This window comes from Cobetia sp. MM1IDA2H-1 (assembly GCF_002916775.2).
Classification (GTDB): Bacteria; Pseudomonadota; Gammaproteobacteria; order Pseudomonadales; family Halomonadaceae; genus Cobetia; species Cobetia marina.
Genome location: NZ_CM133225.1, coordinates 3,537,902 through 3,558,083 on the forward strand (window position 1 = coordinate 3,537,902; position 20,182 = coordinate 3,558,083).

Sequence of the window (20,182 nt, forward strand, 5' to 3'; positions counted from 1 at the left end):
TTCCTTTCCTGCAGAACCGTTGCTGGAATTCATCGCAGACCTGCCCACGGAAGCGGTTCAACACCGCTCATTGCTCGTGGAGGTCGAAGCGTTCATCCAGCTTGTTCATCGAACGGGCGTACAAGATGATCAGCGCGAGGAAGAAATAGATCGCCCCTTGCTGAGCAAACCAGAAACCGAGTTTGAAACCGAAGAACTGGATATTGTTGAGGACATCCACCAACAGGATTCCGCATCCATAGGACACGACAAACCAGATCACGAGATACCCCATGATCAGTCTGATATTGGCGGCCCAATACGCCTTGGCATTCTCTTCCTTCATGACGGAGTTCTCGCATTGTTATTGTGATTGGCGAGAGACCCATCGGCGATGAACCGATGAATGGTCTCCATTGACTGAATCATTCGTCCTCATGGAGTGAGTGATATTCCCTGCGTCTTGCGTTGCTTATCAGGAAACTTGGCGACTCGCTTCTGACAGTAGCCAAGGGGCCAGCTCATCGCAGGCTGACTTTAGTCGAGAGCATGAGCATCCGCTTGAAGACCTCATGACGCCTCTCATCAATTCCTTAAATAACAGATACTTGAAAGATAAACTAAAGACGCACTCCCTTGGTCTATTGGCCAAATGAGTAACGAAACACTCTCATGACGCGTCGGCAATGATGGCGAGACGGCCCCGCTCTTTCGTCATGTCACTGAAAGAAAGCGGCGCAATTTTCTGCCGGAGACACCTCAGGCCGGGTGAGAACGGACGAGCGAGAGCAGACATCTTGTCGTCTGATGGACAGGAGGAAGCCCCGAGCGGCCTGCAAAGCTTGGGACTCATGGCCGGGCCTGCGTAGAATGGCGCTTCCAGAGAGGAGAGCAACATGTTCCAGGGGTGGTGGCTAATCGCAGTGGCGCTGGGCTATATCGCGGTACTGTTCATGATTGCGTGGCGAGGGGATCGCAACGCCAAGAAGCACGGGTCTGCCAGTCGCCGACCGGCAGTCTACAGTCTGGGGCTTGCGGTCTACTGCACCAGCTGGACCTTTTACGGCAGTGTCGGCCAGGCCGCGACCAGTGGCTGGAGCTACCTGAGCATCTTCATCGGGCCGATCCTGACCTGTCTGCTGTTCTGGCCGATCCTCTTGAAGATGATTCGCGTCGCCAAGCGACAGAACATCACCTCGATCGCCGATTTCATCGCCTCGCGCTACGGCAAGACGCAGTCACTGGCCGTGTTTGCCTCGCTGGTGGCACTGGTCGGCACCCTGCCCTACATCGCCCTGCAGCTGAAGGCGGTGTCGAGTGCCTATCAGGTACTGACCGACACCAGTGACGTCACGCGCACTGCCTGGCTGGGGGATACCGCCTTCTATGTCGCGGCGGTGATGGCGATATTCGCCATCCTGTTCGGCACGCGGCATACCGATGCCACCGAGCACCATGTCGGCCTGTTGCAGGCCATCGCCTTCGAATCTCTGGTCAAGCTGATCGCCTTTTTGACGCTGGGCGCCTATGTCACCTGGGGCATGTTCAATGGCCTGGGGGATCTTTTCACCAAGGCGGACACCTATCTGGAGCTCCAGCAACAGCTCGAGAACCAGACCTTCGGCTCCGGCTTCTGGGCCCAGACATTGCTGGCGATGCTGGCCATCTTCTGCCTGCCGCGCCAGTTCCATGTCGCGGTGGTCGAGAACACCCACCACTCGGATGCCCGCCGCGCCCGCTGGCTGTTCCCGATCTATCTGATCGCCATCTCCTTCTTCGTGCTGCCCATCGCCGCCGCCGGCCTGACGATGTTCCCGGATGGCTCGGTATCACCGGACAGCTTCGTGCTGGCACTGCCGATGGCGGCAGATCAGACCTGGTTGACCCTGCTGACCTTCATCGGGGGCTTCTCGGCCGCGACCGGCATGGTCATCGTCGCGGCGGTCGCGGTCTCGATCATGATCTCCAACGAGATCGTCATCCCGCTGCTGTTCCGTTTGCGCTGGTTCGATACCGAAGCCCGCGACTACAGTCATATCGTGCTGCTGGCCCGCCGCCTGACCATCGTGATGATTCTCGGCCTGGCCTACGGCTTCTATCTGCTGATCGCCGAATACAGCACGCTGTCAGCCATCGGGCTGCTGTCATTCGCCGCCGTGGCCCAGTTCGCGCCCTCTCTGCTGGGCGGGCTCTACTGGAAGCGTGGCAATCGCCTGGGGGTCATCGTCGGCCTCAACCTCGGCTTCGCCGTCTGGGCCTGGACCCTGCTGGTTCCGGCACTGGCCCAGGCAGGCCTGATGCCCGCCGACATGGTCAATTACGGTCCGCTCGGCATCGACTGGCTCTCGCCGCATGGCCTGTTCGGCTTCCGCTTCAGTGACCCGCTGACCCATGGCGTGATGCTGTCTCTCGGCCTCAACCTGTTCGGCTATATCTTCGTCTCGCAGATGACGCCGCAACGCGTGGTCGAGCGCATCCAGGCATCCTTGTTCGTCGATAGCGTCGAGACGCGTCAGACCAGCGTCTCGCGCCCGTGGACCGGCTCCACCTCCGTCTCGGACCTGCGCGTACTCTGTGAGCGCTTCCTGAGCCATGAGCAGGTCGAACGCGCCTTCGAAGATTACGCACGCCGCAGCGGCCAGCCGCTGGAACTGCACGGGCGCGCGTCAATCGACCTGATACAGTTCACCGAGCGCTTCCTGGCTTCCGTGCTCGGTGCCTCCTCGGCGCGGATCGTGGTCAACTCCGCCCTGCAGGGACGCGGCATCGGTATCTCGGATGTCATCTCCATCGTCGATGAAGCCTCACAGGTGCTGGAATTCAACCGCGCCCTGCTGCAGGCCACCATCGAGAACATCCACCAGGGCATCAGCGTGGTCGACCAGCACATGCGCCTGGTGGTGTGGAATCAGCGCTATCTGGACATGTTCCGCTTCCCTGACAACCTGATCCGTGTCGGCGCCCCGATCGATCGCATCTTCCGCTACAACGCGCACAATGGTGAATATGGTCCGGGCGACCCGGAAGAGCATGTCGATCAGCTGCTGGACGCCATCCGTGACGGCGAGCCGCATCGCTACGTGCGCTATCGCCAGGACGGCACCGTGATGGAGATCCAGGGCAACCCGATGCCCGGCGGCGGCTTCGTCTATACCTACCAGGACATCACCCAGCAGAAGCGCACCGAAGAGGCGTTGATCCGCTCGGAAAACAACATCCGCATATACACCGACAACGTGCCGGCGCTGATCGCCTACTTCGACAAGGAGTGTCGTTACCTCTTCACCAACCGCGCCTATGAAGCGGTGATGGGCATCGACCGTACCGCCGTCATCGGCGAGCCGGCCGAGGCGGCGATGCCTGAAGACATCTATCGCCAACGCGCCCCCTGGATGACGCGCGCCCTGGCGGGGGAACGCGTCTCCTTCGAGATCTCGCTGGAAGCCCCCGAGGGCGGTGTGCGTTACATGCTGGTGACCTATACGCCGCACTTCAGCGGCAAGGGCAACATCCTCGGCTTCTTCGCGCTCTATCAGGACATCACCGAACGCCGCCTGGCCGAGATTGCCCTCAAGGAAACCAACGAGAATCTGGAAGAACGCGTTCGCGTGCGTACCCAGGAGCTGTCACAGGTCAACGAGGCATTGCGTACCGAGAACCGTGTACGTGCGGAAGCCGAGCAGGCACTGCGTCAGGCCAAGCAGCTGGCCGAGGATGCCAACGCCTCCAAGACGCGCTTTCTGGCCGCGGCCAGTCATGACCTGCTGCAACCCCTGAATGCCGCGCGCCTGTTCACCTCCGCTCTCGCCCAGCAGGTGGAAGGCGAGATGAAGACCACCACCAATCACATCGACAACTCGCTGCAGGCCGCCGAGGAGCTGCTCAGCACCCTGCTCGACATCTCCAAGCTCGATGCCGGCGCGCTGGCGCCACGTCGCAGCGTGTTCCGCCTGTCGGATATTCTCAAGCCGCTGAAGGCCGAGTTCGAGGTGATGGCGGAAGACCGAGGGCTGGACCTGAAGGTGGTGATGACCCAGCTGGCGGTGGATTCTGACGGCCAGATGCTGCGGCGCATCGTGCAGAACTTCCTGTCCAACGCCGTGCGTTACACCCGTCAGGGCCACGTACTGCTGGGCTGTCGCCGCCTGGGGGATCGCATTCGCATCGAAGTCTGGGACACCGGCCCCGGCATCCCCGAGTCCAAGCTGACCGAGATCTTCCAGGAATTCCGGCGTCTCGATCAGAGCGAGCGTCACAAAGAGAGCGAGAAGGGGCTGGGGCTGGGGCTGTCGATCGCCGAGCGCATGAGTCGCGTGCTCGATCACCCGATCACGGTGCGCAGCTGGGTCGGTGTGGGGACGGTCTTCGCGGTCAGCGTCCCGATCAGCAAGACACTGCCGGCCGCTGAACAGCCGGATGCCGTCCCGGCCCGCAAGCGCGCCGGCAACAAGCTGACCGGTACCCGCGTGCTGTGCATCGACAACGAGAGCCTGATTCTGGAAGGCATGAAGGCGATGCTGTCCGGCTGGGGCTGCGAAGTCTTCACCGCCACGTCCATCGGTGGTGCCAAATCCGTGATTCGCAATCTGGATGGTGATCCGGATGCCATCCTCGCCGATTATCACCTCGACAATGAAGTGACCGGTCTGATGGCGCTGGATGCTCTGGATGAACGCCTGGCAGGCTCCGTGCCCGGCATCGTCATCACCGCGGATCGCACTGACGAAGTCGCCGAGGAGGTACGCCGTGCCGGCTATCACCTGCTGCTCAAGCCGGTGCGTCCGGCGGCGCTGCGCGCACTGCTGACGCGTACCCTGCAGGCCAATCGTGCCGAGAAGCATGCCAGCGGTACCTCGGATGAGACAGGCGGAGCCCCGGAGAACGGCGATGGCTGATCGCGGGTGAATCGCGCAGCGCCTGTGAACGAGCAGGCGCTGTATCCGCAAAAAGCCCACCCTGTCAGTGACAGGGCGGGCTTTTGTCTTTCCGAAGCAGGATCATGCTCATCGAACGGGATGCATCATCCCGTCAATCACAGCCACTTCAGGAGCGAACCTTCGGCGGCTCGACTTCCAGACGCTGCGCCGCGATGACGGCCTGGGTGCGGGAATGCACGCCAAGCTTGCGCAGAATGGCGGTCACGTGCGCCTTGATGGTGGCCTCGGACACATTCAGCTCATAGGCGATCTGCTTGTTGAGCAGGCCTTCCGTCAGCATGTTGAGCACGCGGAACTGCTGTGGCGTCAGCGAGGCGATCGCTTCGGCAAAGCGGGACTCATCTTCGCTGGACTCGCCCATGGCTTCGGCGATGTCCGTCGGCAGCCAGACTTCGCCTTCGAGAATCTCGCCGATCGCCTCGGCGATCACATCCAGACTTGCGGACTTGGGGATGAAACCGGAAGCGCCATAATCGATGGCGCGGCGCACCACGTAGGGCTCCTCGCTACCGGATACAACGGCGACCGGGATATCCGGCGTCTGACCACGCAGCTGGATCAGGCCTGAGAAGCCATGGGCTCCCGGCATGTGCAGGTCCAGCAGGATCAGATCAGCATCGGGGTGGCGGGCAACGATATCGTTGGTCGCGTCCATGCTGTCGGCTTCGACAATCTCTGCCTGTGAGGCCACTTGCCTGAGTGCCTGCGTCAGTGCGGCACGAAAGAGCGGATGATCGTCTGCAACGATGAACTTCTGGGCAAAGGCCATTGAGTCTCCTCCAAAACCCCGATGGTGATCATCACCGACCTTCCTGGCCGGTCAATGATCGCCGTTATTTTCTGGCATGTTACCCCATGGAACGCGCGTTTAACAAAGCAGCCCACCATCGGGAGACATACTGATGTTTCGCTCGGGGAACACGAGTATCGCACGGATTGCCCAATGATGAGTGGATAATGCACAAGTGAATTCTGACAGCATCCTGCGGATGGAGAGTCAGACCACCCTAACCGCAACGCGACTCGCATGCCAACCGACCAGTGCCACACCGGCAATCAGCAGGAAACCCATGAGGCTGGCAGCGTCCGGCACTTCCCCCCAGATCGCCCAGCCGGCCAATGCGGAGAACACGATGGTGAGATAGGAATAGATCGACACCTCCCCCGCGGGCGCCAGCCGATAGGCCGTGGTCATCAGGATCTGGCCACCGGCCGCGAAGACCCCGATCCCCAACAGGGCCAGTGCCTGTGGCGCACTGGGCATCACCGGATTCATCAGCATCGGCACCAGGGTGACGATGCTGGAGACCAGCGAGAAATGTAACACGATTGTCGCGGAAGCCTCACGCCCTCGCAGCGCCCGAATCAGTGTGTAGGCAGCGCCGGCCAACATGGCCGAGCCCAATCCGACCAGCGCCGGAAACAGTGCATCCACACCTCCCTCGGCGAACGCCAGCTGCGGCTTGATGACCAGAGTCGCCCCCACGAAGGCAATCAGCATGCCTACCAGCCGCCAGCCGCCCAGGCGCTCTGCCAGAAACATGCCGGCAAACAGCATCACGAAAAACGGCGACAGCTTGTTTAGGATAGTCGCATCCGCAAGCAGCAGGTGATCGATGGCGTAGAAAAAGCTCATCACGCCGCCAAGCCCGATCAGCGAGCGCGCCAGCAGCAACGGCTGATGGTGCCAGTGTCCCAGCAGACGAGCACCCGCCATGCGTACCATCACGACGGCAACCACCAGGCTTACGAGGTTGCGCACGAAGACCTTCTCGAACAGCGGCAAGTCACCGCTCAACTTGACCATCGCACCCATCAACGCGAAGGAGATCGCCGACAGGCACATCAGCACGACAGCGCGTGGACGGTTCTCGCCCTCGGTGGATGACGATGATGCAACCTGTGAGGAAGTGGCGGGCTGAGGCGTGGCGCAGGATGCATCCGACTTGCCTGCTGACATGGGGGCTGCCTTGATCATGAAGTGAATGAGGAAATGCTCAGGGAGGCCATCAGGCCCACCTGTCGCATGCGGGTTGTCGCATCATTATCAAGCCTGCCGCTCATCGATGGCCAACCTTTCCTGCTTCAGACACGGCCAGGATGTGCACGAGACAGGCACTCACGAAACAGGAGCGCATGACCCGGACGCACACGAAAAAAGCGCGGGAGCCAGGCTCCCGCGCTTCGATGTCGCGACGTGTCTCGTCAGGCCTGCATGGTCGCCATCCGACGAGTTCAGCGGTTGGCGCGATGCTCGATCAGATCATCCACCACCGTCGGGTCCGCCAGCGTCGAGGTATCCCCAAGACCGTCGGTCTCGTTGGCGGCGATCTTGCGCAGGATACGCCGCATGATCTTGCCGGAACGCGTCTTGGGCAGTCCCGGTGCCCACTGGATGACATCAGGTGACGCGATCGGCCCGATGTCCTTGCGCACCCACTGGGTCAGGGTCTTCTTGAGCTCATCGCTTGGCTCGATGCCATCATTGAGCGTCACGTAGATGTAGATCCCCTGCCCCTTGATGTCGTGGGGATAACCGACCACCGCGGCTTCGGCGACCGCCTCATGCGCGACCAGCGATGACTCGATCTCGGCCGTGCCCATGCGGTGCCCGGAAACGTTGAGCACGTCGTCGACGCGTCCGGTGATCCAGTAATACCCATCCTCGTCACGGCGGCAGCCATCGCCGGTGAAGTACATGCCGGCATAGGTGGAGAAATAGGTCTGCACGTAACGCTCATGGTTGCCCCAGATGGAGCGCGCCTGCCCCGGCCAGCTGTCGAGAATCACCAGATTGCCTTCGGTGGCTCCCTCGAGAATGTTGCCCTCGTTGTCGACCAGCGCCGGCTGCACGCCAAAGAACGGCAAGGTGGCGGAACCCGGCTTGAGATCCGTGGCACCCGGCAGCGGCGCGATCATGATGCCGCCGGTCTCGGTCTGCCACCAGGTATCCACCAGCGGGCAGTTGCCCTTGCCGATCACGCGGTGGAACCACTCCCAGGCCTCAGGATTGATCGGCTCACCCACCGAGCCGAGCAGGCGCAGGCTGTCGCGGGAACTGGAGTCCATCACGCCATCACCGTGTGCCATCAGCGCGCGCACGGCAGTCGGGGCCGTGTAGAGAATATTGACCTGATGCTTGTCGACGATCTCCCCCATGCGCCCGTGAGTCGGATAGCTGGGCACCCCCTCGAACATCAGCGTGGTCGCGCCGTTGGCCAGCGGTCCATAGACGATGTAGCTGTGCCCTGTCACCCAGCCGACATCCGCCGTGCACCAGTAGATGTCGCCATCGTGGTAGTCGAAGACGTAACGATGGGTCATGGCCGCATAGAGCAGATAGCCGCCCGTGGTGTGCTTCAGCCCCTTGGGCGTGCCGGTGGAGCCGGAGGTGTAGAGAATGAACAGCGGATCTTCCGCGCCCATCGCTTCTGCCGGGCAGTCGCTGGACTGACGGTCGACCAGCTCGTGGAACCACAGATCACGACTCCCCCAGTGCACGTCACCCCCGGTACGCCGCACCACCAGCACGTGGTCGACGCAGTCGGTGCCATCGCGCTCCAGCGCATCGTCGACATTCTCCTTGAGCGGCACTCGCTTGCCACCGCGCAGCGATTCATCGGCGGTGATCACGATACGCGAGCTGGAATCGGCGATCCGTCCTGCCAGCGCGTCCGGCGAGAAGCCCCCGAAGACCACCGAGTGCACCGCGCCAATGCGGGTACAGGCCAGCATCGCCATGGCCGCTTCGGGGATCATCGGCATGTAAAGGGTGACCACGTCACCACGCCCCACACCCAGTTCCTTGAGGCCATTGGCGAACTGGCTGACGCGCGCATGCAGCTCGCGATAGGTGATCGACTGGGACTCGCTGGGGTCATCCCCTTCCCAGATGATCGCCACCTGGTCGCCACGCTCCTCGAGATGACGATCCAGACAGTTGTGGGCCACGTTGAGCTGACCATCCTCGAACCAGCGCACATCGACATTCTCAGGGCCGAAGTCGGTACTGCGTATCACCGAGGGCGCCTTGAACCAGTCCAGCGACTGCGCCTGCTCGGCCCAGAAATCCTCGGGTGCCTCGACAGACTGCTGATACATGGCCTGATAGCGCTCACGATCTACCCATGCACGGGCGGCAACATCAGGCTTGACCGGGTGGACCTTGGCATCTTCGCTCATTGTTGTTCGACCTCTGGAAGTTGGCGGGCGACACGCCTCGGGCTGCCTCATACGACACGGGTACGCTGCGGACGAGTCATGGCTAGTCCGTTTCAGCTTAAACCCAAGCATGGGGGGGCCACACACTAGACCTTGGTAGACAATTTTTTCCCAATAATTTCAACTATTTATCAACAAATAACACCAAGGTCACAGCGACTTTCGCCGCAGAAAACCCGCACTCCAGAGGGACTGAGCGCGCCACGGCGGCATTGAAAACGGGAGGCAGGACAGCACGGAAGGCGATGGCAGGCATCAGGAATCGCTCAATGGCCCCTTGAGCGCTTTCCCGCACTGCCGGCATCGGTAACGCTGCCCACGAAGCGCATTGGCATGTCGACGATGACTCAGATAGTGCGGTGTCTCGCAATCGCATCCGTAGGCCCAGGGCATCGGACTCGCGCGGGAAACATCCATGCGGTGGGTCACCTCAGGTGCGACACCATAGAGATTCGTCATGACCTGCTGCCACTCCGGGCCATGCGGCTTGACCCGCTGGCCGCGCGCGCGCTCCACCACTTCCATCACCACCCAGTGCGCCACCTCATGAGGGACGGTCTGGCTCAGGAAGTGATGGCGGTTCTCGCACAGCAATTGCCAGTTGAAGCGCAGGCGCTGGCGCGCCGGTTCGGCTGTCCCGGCAGTGCGTCCTCTGAGACGACAGGACACGGCGGGCATGCGCATCTCGGGATAGTGCGCACGTGCGCGCGCCAGACAGGCCAGCACACGGGATTGCAGCATGGCATGCAGTTGCGGCTCGCTGAGGGCATCCAGTGTCTGCTCATCGGCCAACGGCAGGGGGTCGGCGACCGCATCACCGAGACACGCCAGCACATGGTCGACGGGAAAGCGATATCGACTGACGACACCGCCATCCACGGCGTGCGCGACACGGGAACAAGACATGAGACGACCCCTTGATGCCAGACGATCGAGGTGAACGGCAACCGCTGAAGAAAGTGGAGAATTCGACGATTCAGGGGCTTTCGTGGCGACGAAAACCCCTGCCACGAGATGATACACTAGCCACATTCGCAGTGGCCGCGACGCCCTGCCCGACTTCTATCCCGCATGTGAGACCTTCCCCATGGCCGAGCCTGTCCAGACCCAGCCGTTGCTGGATGATGAATCCCTCGACATCCTCGATGAGTTCCTTGAATCCGACCTGGTCGGCCCGGAAGCCCTCGACATCATCAGCGCGCATGGCTTCATGCTGGCACTGGCCATCGCACCACGCGAAGTGCCTTCCAGCCTGTGGCTGCCGGAGCTGTTCCAGGGGCAGCCCGCCTATGAAAGCCCCGAGCAGGAAGCCCAGGTGGTCGCGCTGTTCGAGCAGATGCGCGCCAATGCCATCGACGCCCTCGAGCACGGCATCCTGCCTGAGCTGCTGTTCGAGCTGGAACTCGGTGGCCTCGACCCCGTCGAGACGCCGATCGGTGACTGGTGTGCAGGCTTCATGGAAGGTGTCTTCATGGACGAGGAAGCCTGGTTCGGGACCCAGGAAGAGACCGCGGCCGAGCTGCTGCTGCCCTTCATGGCCATCTCGGGCGTATTCGACGATGAAGACCCGGAGATCGGCGAGCTGATCGCCGACCCCGTCGGTGCCCAGCGCTTCGTCAACCAGCTGCCGGAACTGCTGCTGGATCTCTACCTGCTCTATCGCGTGCCGCCGGAAAGCCCCAAGCCATCACCGCGCCGCAAGGGAGCCGCAACGCCGGGCGCCGCGGGCATTCCGCGTGGCAAGCATGCGGGCGGCAAGGGCAGTGGCAAGGGCGGCGCGAAGAAGCCTGCTGGCAAGGGTGGCGGCAAGAAGCGCTGAGCCCCCGCCATCCCCCTCTTTGCGCCGCGCAGCGCCAGACACGACAACGCCGGACGCCCCTTGGGGTCGTCCGGCGTTGTCGTGTCACGAAGCAGTGTCTGACATCCGTGAACTGGCTAGCGCAGCCGCGTCACCAGGCTATCCAGGGTGCCATAGCCCCACTCGCGACAGCGTTGCGCCAGAGAGCGTCGCTGCCAGGCAGCCCGGGTGATCTCGACGCTGCGCGCGAAATGCTGCTCGAACAGCGCCGCCACCTCCGCCGCGAAGCGATGGTCCTGCACCTCCTGATTGGCCTCCAGATTCCATTGCAGGCTCCAGTGATCGAAGTTGCATGACCCCAGCGTGACCCAGTCATCCGCCAGCGAGAACTTGGCATGCAGAAAGCGCGGCTGGAATTCATGGATCCGCACGCCCGCCTTGAGGAGACTCGCATAGAAACGCTGCCCCGCAGAACGCACGCCGGGATGGTCGTGATGCTGTCCCGCGATCAACAGCTGCACATCGACGCCGCGCCGAGCGGCGCGCTTGAGGCGTCGACGCATGCTGAAGGTCGGCACGAAGTAAGGCGTGCAGATCCACAGCCGCTTGCGGGTGCTGCTGGCCTGATGCTGGAGCGAGTGGCGAATCGCCTGATAACGAAATCCATGGCCCCAGACGACACGCCCGCGCATCCCCAGATATCCCGTGACGACGTTGACCGCATTGATGTTGACGCTGCGCACGGCCTCACGACGCCCCTGCCCCTCGCTGGCAGCGGAATCCCAGACCCGCGCGAACAGCCTGACCCAGTCACGGATACAGGGCCCCTCGATGCGTATCGCCACTTCTGACCAGGCCTCGGCAAACTCATCGACCGCGCCGAAACCGCCGGTGAAGCCCACCTCGCCATCCACGACCAGCAGCTTGCGGTGATCCCGCGTCAGGTTGCGACCGAACCGCCACCAGCGAATCGGGTTGTAGAAGCGCAGGGCGATGCCGGCCTCGGTCATGCGCTGGCGATCCGCCCCCTCGAGCCCCAGCGAGCCGAAACCATCCAGCAGCACCAGTACATTGACGCCACGCTGGCACGCAGCGCTCAAAGCCTCGATCAGGACCCGACTGAGGTGACCGCTTTCGGCCAGATACAGTTCGAGCAGTATCGAGTGACGTGCGCCTTCCACCGCCTCCAGCATGCTGGGCAGAAAGCGCGCCCCCTCCGGCAGCAGGGTAAATCGATTGCCTGAACGCCACATTCCGAGCATGACATGCCTCCCGTCGCTCCCGCACTGGGCAATGACAGCCGATATCGGCGTCATCGAACAGAATGCGTATAATGATCAATATCATGCATGCGGCGACCCAACGTCGATATCCTCGGATCGCCACTCCCGCATCCTGTGAGTCAACGCAAACGATCCTGCTTGTGACAGCGTCTCACCATCGAACTTTTCGAGTACACCTGCGAGGCTCCGCCATGTCGCCCGTCACCCTGTTATTGCGCCCTCTGCGCAACCTCAGCCGCCGTCTGCTGGACAAATGGGTGGAGCTGCGCGCGGTGGAACCCGACATCAACGCGCTGGACCACAGTGCCCTGAATCTCGACCCTGACCTGCCGGTGGTCTACGTCTTCCCCTATCAGGCGCTCTCCGATGAACTGGTGATCGAGCAGCTTTGCGAGGGGCGTGGCCTGCCGTCTCCCACTCTGCCCTTGAGCATAGGCGACATGCGCCTGAGTCACTCGCGGTTGCGCCTGCTGCGTCACTCACGCAAGGGCAAGGGCCTGCTCTCCCGACGACTCGCGCAGCTGATCGAGGCACTGGAGAACGCCCCGGATGAGGTCGAGGTCCAGCTGGTACCGGTCAGCGTGTTCTGGGGGCGTGCGCCGGGCAAGGAATTCGGCTTCTGGAAGTTCATCTCCGCTGACAGCTGGCGTGTCACCGGGGTATTGCGTCGCGCCATCGCCATCCTCGTGCATGGTCGCTCGGTGGATGTGCACTTCGGCCAGCCGCTCAAGCTCCACGAGGTGCTGCGCGAAGGTCCCGAGGATCAGGCGCTGGCGCGCCGGCGCATCGCTCGTCTGCTGCGCGTGCACTTTCGTCGCGTGCGCACCCGACTGCTGGGGCCGGACCTCTCGCATCGCCACACCATGATCCGCAATCTGCAGAAGGCGCCCGCCGTACAGGACGTGATCAGCGAGCTGGCCCGCGACCAGAACCAGCGTCCCGCGCGTCTCGAGAAGCGCGCGTTGAGATACGGCCGCGAGATCGCCTCCAACATGGGCTATCCCGTGCAGCGCTTCCTGGCTCACGCCCTCAAGCGCTTGTGGCACAAGCTGTATGACGGCATCGAGATCCGCGGCATGTCGCGCGTCAAGGCGATCGCCGGTGACTGCGAGCTGATCTATGTTCCCTGCCATCGCAGCCATATCGATTATCTGCTGCTGTCCTACGTGCTGTTTCACGAAGGGCTGATGACGCCGCACGTGGCAGCCGGCAAGAATCTCGACATGCCGGTGATCGGCCCGATCCTCCGGCGTGGCGGTGCCTTCTTCCTGCGCCGCAGCTTCCGAGACAATCGCCTCTATGGCGCGGTCTTCGATGAATATGTCCACCAGCTGATCACCCGCGGGCACCCGGTGGAATACTTCATCGAGGGTGGACGCTCACGCACGGGACGCATGTTGCCGCCACGTCCGGGCATGCTGGCGATGACGCTGCGTTCCTTCCTGCGTGACACGCGCCGCGAGGTCGCCTTCGTCCCGGTCTACATCGGCTACGAGAAGGTCTTCGAGAGCCTCAGCTATCAGCGTGAACTGTCGGGCGCCAGCAAGAAGAAGGAGTCGCCGCTGGATCTGATTCGCGTGCTGGGGCAGCTCAAGCAGCCCTTCGGCAAGGTCTATCTCAACATTGGCGAGCCGCTCAAGCTGGGAGCCTGGCTGGACGAGACCACTCCCGAGTGGCAGGCCAGTCGCCACCAGCGGCGCCCGGAATGGCTGACCAGTGCCGTGCCGCGACTGGGCAACGAGATCGCCACGCGCATCAATGCCGCCGCGGCCCTCAACCCTGTCTCGCTGTCGGCGCTGGTACTGCTTTCCACCGCACACCACGCCATCGAGTCCAGTCTGATGCAGCGCCAGCTGGCCATGCTGGTGCGGCTGGCCGGCAAGCTGCCTGGCCGGCAGGACCACAGCCTGCCCGAAGGCACGCCGGAAGAATGGATCGCGCACTGTGCGCACCTGGGGCTGGTCACCCTGCGCCCCCAGCACCTCGGTGAGCTGGTGATCGCCACACCGGAACAGGCCAGCCTGCTGACCTGGTACCGCAACAACGTCCTGCATCTGCTGGCGCTGCCGGCGCTGATCGCCTTCGCCTTCCGCAACACCGCCCAGTACACCCTGCAGGCGCTGGATGAGCAGATCAGCCCGGCCTGGCCCGTACTGGTACGTGAACTGTTCGTGCCGGAAGCCCCGGAGCTGAAAGGCGATATCGCCGCCACCCTCGCGCTGCTCAGCGACGAGGGCCTGCTGGAGCACCAGCCGGCAACCGAGAACACGCCCGAACGCTGGTCGCGTCCGGTCGCAAGCCAGGAATCCTCCGAGCAGCTGCGGCTGCTGGCCCAGCCGGTCCAGCCGACGCTGGAGCGCGGCTACCTGCTGATCGCGGCCTTGCTGCAACACGGCAGCGGCACGCTGGATCGCGAAGCCCTCGAGACCCACTCCGGCGCGCTGGCAGAGCGGCTGACGCTGCTCTCGGGCCTCAACGCGCCCGAGTTCTTCGACAAGCGACTGTTCCGCGGCCTGCTGGATACCCTGCTGGAGCTGGACTTCATCTGGCTGGACGACAACCGCCTGTGCTTCGGCGAAGCGCTGGAAGACCTGCAGACCCGTGGGCGCGACCTGTTCGACCCGGCATTGCGCCATCGCTTGCAGCATGTGCGCCTGCGCGATACGCCGGACACGCCGGACACGCCAGAGGACAATGCTGACTCGGCTGACGAGCCACGCTGACAACGGTGCCACGCCATCCCTTCGCATGAACGACAGGACCCCGCTCGCGGCAGACGCGAGCGGGGTCCTGTCATCTTCAGAGCGGTCATGCACGTCAGGGTGCATCACCCGGCCTTCGCGGCTAGCGCAGCGCCTGCTTGACGTAGACGTCGTAGCGGCTGGTCTTCTCCTCCACCACATGACTCGGCGCGATGCCGCCGATCGGCTCAGCCTTGCGTGGACGCTTGACCACCACCCGATGGGTCGCGACCTCCAGTGCCGAATCCAGCAAGGCCGGCGCATCCGCGTCATCCCCCGCCAGGGCACGGAAGAGCCGCATCTCCTTCTTCACCAGCGCAGACTTGTCACGGTGCGGGTACATCGGATCCAGATGCACCACCTGCGGCGGCTGATCCCACAGCGCGACGAGCTCTCCCAGATCACGCGAGGCATCCCCCTGCAGCGCCTGCATGCGTAGCGCGATCTCGCGTATTTCATCGTCTGCACAGCCCTGCGCGCGGGTCAGGCCATCGACCAGGATCGCCGCCGTCGCGGCGACACGCTCGATCATCAGCACCGGCGATCCGAGACTGGCCAGCACGAAGGCATCGCGCCCCAGCCCGGCGGTGGCATCGACGATGCTTGGCAGCACGCCGCGATTCAGGCCACAGGCCCGCGCGATCAGCTGATTGCGCCCCCCGCCGAAACGCCGGCGGTGGTCCGCCCGACCAGCGACGAAATCCACATGCAGCGGTTTGCCGTACTCGCGCTCGTCACCGGCGATCACGACCCGCGGTACGCCCTGCTCGTCCTGCGCCACCTCGAGCCGCAGAGCCGGCAACGCATCATCGTCCCGGATGGCGATCCCGAAGTGCGCCGCCAGCATGGCGAGCTCCGAATGCACCGCCAGCTGCGAACGAGCGATGGCGATCACGGGGGTCGCGTCAGCGGCGTCAGAGGAAGGAGCGAGGGGATCGGATGGCAGCATGAACGGGCTCTATGGAAATGAAGAGACACTGGGACTCGCGAAAGACCAGCACAAAGGCGACATGATAAGCGCAAGCAAGGCTGACAGAAACGCCGACGGCGCCGCAAGAGCGACGCCGTCGGAGAAAGACTGAACTTGCCGTACGCGACTTACAGCAACAGCATGCCGAACAGCAGCACGCCCAGCAGCAGACGGTAGATGACGAAGGGCAACATGCCGATGCTGTCGATGGCCTTGAGGAACAGCTTGATGCACACCAGCGCCGAGACGAAGGACAGCACCACACCCAGTCCGACATCGAACAGCTGGGCTTCACTGCCGGTCTCGATCAGCTCCAGCCCCTTGAGTGAGCCCGCCGCGAGAATCAGCGGAATCGACAGCAGGAAGGAGAAGCGTGCCGCACTCTGACGCTCGAAGCCCAGCAGCAGCGCGGCAGTGATGGTGATGCCCGAGCGCGAGGTGCCCGGAATCAGTGCCAATGCCTGGAACAGACCGATGATCAACGCCCCCTTGAGCGTGAGCGTCGCCAGATCCCGCGTGCGCGTGCCCTTGGCATCCGCCCACCACAGCAGCAGACCGAAGACGATGGTGGTCGTGCCGATCACGGCAGTCGAACGCCCGGCCGTTTCCACCACATCGCCCAACAGGCCACCGAAGACGACGGCCGGCAGCGTCGCCAGCAATACCGCCCAGCCCAGACGGCTGTCGTCGGTCTGACGCGCCGCAAGCCCGCCAGAACCGCTGAACTGTCCGAACCAGCCAGCGAGGATATTGACGACATCCTTGCGAAAGGCCATCACCACGGCCAGCAGAGTACCGACATGGACCGCGACATCGAAGGCCAGTCCCTGGTCCGGCCAGCCAAGCACCTGGGAGGGCAGGATCAGGTGAGCGGAGGAGGAAATCGGCAGAAATTCGGTCAGACCTTGAATGACGGCCAACGCCACCACGTGCATGAGTTCCATGAAACATCCTTTTAAGAGTAACGGGCCTCAATGGCCCACACGGACGACAGACATCGCCTGTGGCACTGCGAGGTGCGGTGATGACAGAACGGTTCCCTGTCAGCCGATGCGCGACCGACATCAGGGGGCCGCAGTGTGATGCTGAAACCTTACGGCAGCCTTGGCAGACCACCTGACTGACGCGAGAGGATGGCGATCCCTGGCGCCATCAGCGCCATGCCACCTCGTTACGCAGATAGACAGGCTGCGCCTCGACGGCAGCGACTGCCTCGCCGCGCGCAAAGGCCTGCGCCGCCAGGATGACCATGTCCTCGGCATCCGGCTGCGGTGCCTCCAGGCGCTGCACGATGCTGGCGCGCAAGGCTTCCGGCAGCGCATCGTGCATGACCAGCCCGGAACCGATGGCCAGCCAGTCGTGCTCACGAAGCTCCTGGGGCAACTCCACGAGTCCCGGCGCCACGACCTGCTCGGGCAGCAGCTGGCTGACCTCGACCTCACCTTCGGCGGAGGTCGCCACACGATAGGCGCCGGTGTAAAGCTCGCCCATGCGGGCATCCAGCATCGGCAACACGAAACGGGCGTGGTGATGGCGATGGGCCTGCAGCGCCAGCGCCGCCAGGGTCGAGACACCGATCACCGGCACCTCAAGCCCGAAGGCCAGTCCCTGGATGGTGCCAGCCGCGATGCGCAGGCCCGTGAAGGAACCCGGGCCGTGGCCATAGGCCAGCGCGTCCAGATCCTTCAACGTCAGCTGGGCATCTGCCAGCAGCGTCTCGATCATCGGCATCATCAGCTGGGTATGCTGACGGGGAGCTTCACAGCGCTCGGCAGTAACAACGCCGTCCTGCCACAGGGCAACGGAACAGGCGGAGGAGGATGCATCAATGGCCAGAAGCGTGGTCATGGGCGGTTCATCATCAGAAAAATGTGACGCGATTCTACCCGTCCCCCGCTAGCAGCAAAAGACGCAGGGTGTCCACGGCAGGTGTCGGCGCTGTGCGTCAGTCGTGCCACAGGCCGCGAACCTGCGCTGGAGAAGGGGTCTGTCGCAACACGCCATTTCGCTTTCGCGACCAAAGAAAACGCCCGCAGACGAAGCCTGCGGGCGTTTTCAAGGCGCTTGATACCGAAAGAGCGCATCATGCGGGCCATGACGGCGCCATAGTCCTCATGCCGTCTCAGGCAACGCGACTCACTGCTCCAGCGCGCTGACCAACTGGGCACGAATGTCATCGACGGAGCCGATGCCTTCGATGCGATGGTAGGCCGGTGCCTGGGCATCGCCAGTGGCGGACCAGCTGGAGTAGTACTCGACCAGCGGCTCGGTCTGCTCATGGTAGACGGACAGACGGTTGCGCACCGTGGCTTCACGGTCATCTTCACGCTGGATCAAGGCTTCGCCAGTGACGTCGTCCTTGCCTTCCTCGCGCGGCGGGTTGTACTCGATGTGATAGACACGACCGGAATCCGGGTGCACACGACGACCGGACAGACGCTTGACGATTTCCTCGTCCGCCACGGCGATCTCGACCACGTGGTCCAGCTTCACGCCCGCTTCCTTCATGGCGTCAGCCTGCGGAATGGTGCGCGGGAAGCCATCGAACAGGAAGCCGTTCTCGCAGTCGGGCTGGCTGATGCGTTCCTTGACCAGAGCGATGATGATCTCGTCGGACACCAGCCCGCCGGTATTCATGATCTCCTTGACCTTGAGCCCCAGCTCGCTGCCGGCCTTGACCGCTGCACGCAACATGTCTCCGGTGGAAATCTGCGGGATGTTGAAACGCTCGCAGATGAACTGGGCCTGAGTGCCCTTGCCGGCGCCGGGGGCGCCCAACAGGATCAAACGCATCGGTACTGCTCCTTGAGTGTGCAAATGAAAAGCGTGAAACGGGTGTAAATGGGTCATCCGGGCTTGTGTGCCCTGCCCTCGACGGCAGATGGCCATCCGAGGCGCTCTGGCCGCCGAGCGCTCAAGACGACTCGGCTCACGCGCTGACCTGCGCAGTGTCTCCCCATCGACATGACAGTGAAGTAGACAACTACGGGGCCTCGAGCGGCTTGCGACCAGGATGAAACAGGAAGCGGACCGACTGGTGGCGTGACGAACACTCTCCACGCACTGACGATCTCATTATGTCATCGCTATGCAACGCAAGGGCTGACGATACCGCTCACACGGCCATCGCACAAGCACACCAAAGGCGCGCATGACGCCCCTTGGCACTGTTTTGGCTCATTGATGACGGACGAGGCGATCGGCGCGTGCAGCGCCTCGTGATCCAGCCTCACGATGGCATGACGCCCCCGCGGCACTCGGTCGCAGGGGCGTCGTGGCAGGGTTCCACTCATTTCAGGGTTCAGGCGTCATGGCCTGGGGGTCATGACCTCACTCGGCGACCTCTTCCGCCTGGCTGCTGCGACGTAGCCGCACCGCCTTGGCCCGCTTGCCGCGCAGCCGGATGTTGAGCATTTCCACCGCCAGCGAGAAGGCCATCGCCACGTAGATGTAGCCCTTGGGCACATGGACGCCGAAGCCTTCGACCATCAACATCATGCCGACCATGATCAGGAAGGACAGGGCCAGCATCTTGATGGTCGGGTGGCGATCGACGAAATCACCGATCGGCTTGGCCGCCACCATCATGATGCCCACCGAGATGACGATCGCGATGATCATCACCGTCAGATGGTCGACCATGCCCACCGCCGTGATCACCGAATCCAGCGAGAAGACGATATCGATCAACGCGATCTGGACCATGATCGCCATGAAGCTGGCACCGCCCTTCTTCGCGCCCTCTTCCGCCGGGTCCTCACCCTCGAGGTTGGCATGGATCTCATGGGTGCTCTTGCCGAGCAGGAACAGCCCCCCGAAGACCAGGATCAGATCCCGCCCGGAGAAGCTGAAATCCAGCACGCTGAACAACGGTGTCGTCAATGACATCAGCCACGACAACGACATCAACAGCACGATGCGCATGCCCATCGCCAGGCCGAGACCGATCATGCGGCCACGTTGGCGCTGAGCCTCGGGCAGGCGCGCGACCAGAATCGACAGGAAGATGATGTTGTCGATGCCCAGCACGATCTCAAGCGCGGTCAGGGTCGCCAGAGCCACCCATGCCGAAGGGTCCATCAACCATTCCATTGTCTTGCTCCTTGTGTGTTGCGAGAACCGGCCTTCCCGGGTAGTGCCAGCACGATGCGGCAGATCGCGGCAGGTTGGCGTGAAGCATCGCATGTTGTGCAGGGCAGCAACAGCTGTCGCCGCCCTGCCACGCCAACGGACATGCACAAAAAAAACGGCCT

General features: G+C 63.0%; 14 protein-coding genes. 3 read left to right on the forward strand and 11 right to left on the reverse strand.

Annotation, left to right across the window (positions count from 1 at the left end):
• Positions 1-67: 67 nt before the first annotated feature.
• Complete coding sequence (locus tag BOH68_RS14850; protein WP_077380124.1) at positions 68-325, reverse strand: DUF4212 domain-containing protein; 258 nt, start codon at positions 323-325, stop codon at positions 68-70.
• A gap of 550 nt (positions 326-875) precedes the next feature.
• On the opposite strand from BOH68_RS14850, the gene BOH68_RS14855 reads away from it, so the two are divergent.
• Positions 876-4,874 carry a hybrid sensor histidine kinase/response regulator gene (locus tag BOH68_RS14855; RefSeq protein ID WP_077380126.1) on the forward strand — a complete coding sequence of 1,333 codons (3,999 nt, stop codon included), beginning with the start codon at positions 876-878 and terminating at the stop codon, positions 4,872-4,874.
• 148 nt (positions 4,875-5,022) lie between these two features.
• On the opposite strand, the gene BOH68_RS14860 is transcribed toward BOH68_RS14855, so the two are convergent.
• The 4 genes from BOH68_RS14860 to BOH68_RS14875 all read right to left on the reverse strand — a co-directional run bounded on the left by BOH68_RS14860 (position 5,023) and on the right by BOH68_RS14875 (position 10,043).
• Positions 5,023-5,685: a response regulator gene (locus tag BOH68_RS14860; protein ID WP_077380128.1), complete on the reverse strand. Its 663-nt coding sequence runs from the start codon at positions 5,683-5,685 to the stop codon at positions 5,023-5,025.
• 228 nt (positions 5,686-5,913) lie between these two features.
• Positions 5,914-6,876, reverse strand: a complete 963-nt coding sequence (locus BOH68_RS14865; RefSeq protein WP_258038386.1) for a DMT family transporter — start codon at positions 6,874-6,876, stop codon at positions 5,914-5,916.
• Positions 6,877-7,151: 275 nt separating this feature from the next.
• Positions 7,152-9,098: an acetate--CoA ligase gene (acs, locus tag BOH68_RS14870; protein ID WP_077380130.1), complete on the reverse strand. Its 1,947-nt coding sequence runs from the start codon at positions 9,096-9,098 to the stop codon at positions 7,152-7,154.
• Between the two features lie 294 nt (positions 9,099-9,392).
• A complete protein-coding gene (locus tag BOH68_RS14875; protein WP_170877503.1) occupies positions 9,393-10,043 on the reverse strand; it encodes a SprT family zinc-dependent metalloprotease in 651 nt (216 codons plus the stop codon).
• A gap of 181 nt (positions 10,044-10,224) precedes the next feature.
• Here BOH68_RS14875 and BOH68_RS14880 point away from each other — a divergent pair, with 181 nt between their 5' ends.
• The gene (locus BOH68_RS14880; RefSeq protein WP_077380132.1) at positions 10,225-10,956 is read left to right on the forward strand and encodes a YecA/YgfB family protein; all 732 of its coding nucleotides are present in this window, start codon (positions 10,225-10,227) and stop codon (positions 10,954-10,956) included.
• 116 nt (positions 10,957-11,072) lie between these two features.
• Here the strand turns inward: BOH68_RS14880 and BOH68_RS14885 are convergent, their stop codons facing one another.
• Positions 11,073-12,197 (reverse strand): phospholipase D-like domain-containing protein, encoded by a 1,125-nt coding sequence (locus tag BOH68_RS14885; protein WP_077380134.1) that lies wholly within the window; start codon positions 12,195-12,197, stop codon positions 11,073-11,075.
• A gap of 212 nt (positions 12,198-12,409) precedes the next feature.
• Between BOH68_RS14885 and plsB the strand changes: the two genes are divergently transcribed.
• Positions 12,410-14,941, forward strand: a complete 2,532-nt coding sequence (plsB, locus tag BOH68_RS14890; protein ID WP_077380136.1) for a glycerol-3-phosphate 1-O-acyltransferase PlsB — start codon at positions 12,410-12,412, stop codon at positions 14,939-14,941.
• A 121-nt stretch (positions 14,942-15,062) separates the two neighbouring features.
• Here plsB and BOH68_RS14895 read toward each other — a convergent pair whose 3' ends face one another.
• From BOH68_RS14895 to BOH68_RS14915, 5 genes are all read right to left on the reverse strand, one after another.
• A complete protein-coding gene (locus BOH68_RS14895) occupies positions 15,063-15,806 on the reverse strand; it encodes a class I SAM-dependent methyltransferase (RefSeq protein WP_077380216.1) in 744 nt (247 codons plus the stop codon).
• Between the two features lie 251 nt (positions 15,807-16,057).
• Positions 16,058-16,873 carry an undecaprenyl-diphosphate phosphatase gene (locus tag BOH68_RS14900; RefSeq protein ID WP_077380138.1) on the reverse strand — a complete coding sequence of 272 codons (816 nt, stop codon included), beginning with the start codon at positions 16,871-16,873 and terminating at the stop codon, positions 16,058-16,060.
• Between the two features lie 208 nt (positions 16,874-17,081).
• On the reverse strand, positions 17,082-17,777 hold the full coding sequence (tsaB, locus tag BOH68_RS14905) for a tRNA (adenosine(37)-N6)-threonylcarbamoyltransferase complex dimerization subunit type 1 TsaB (RefSeq protein ID WP_077380140.1): 696 nt from the start codon (positions 17,775-17,777) through the stop codon (positions 17,082-17,084).
• Between the two features lie 288 nt (positions 17,778-18,065).
• Entirely contained in the window at positions 18,066-18,722 is a 657-nt protein-coding gene (gene adk, locus BOH68_RS14910) for an adenylate kinase (RefSeq protein WP_077380142.1), read from the reverse strand.
• 537 nt (positions 18,723-19,259) lie between these two features.
• On the reverse strand, positions 19,260-20,021 hold the full coding sequence (locus BOH68_RS14915; protein ID WP_077380144.1) for a TerC family protein: 762 nt from the start codon (positions 20,019-20,021) through the stop codon (positions 19,260-19,262).
• Between the last annotated feature and the right edge of the window lie 161 nt (positions 20,022-20,182).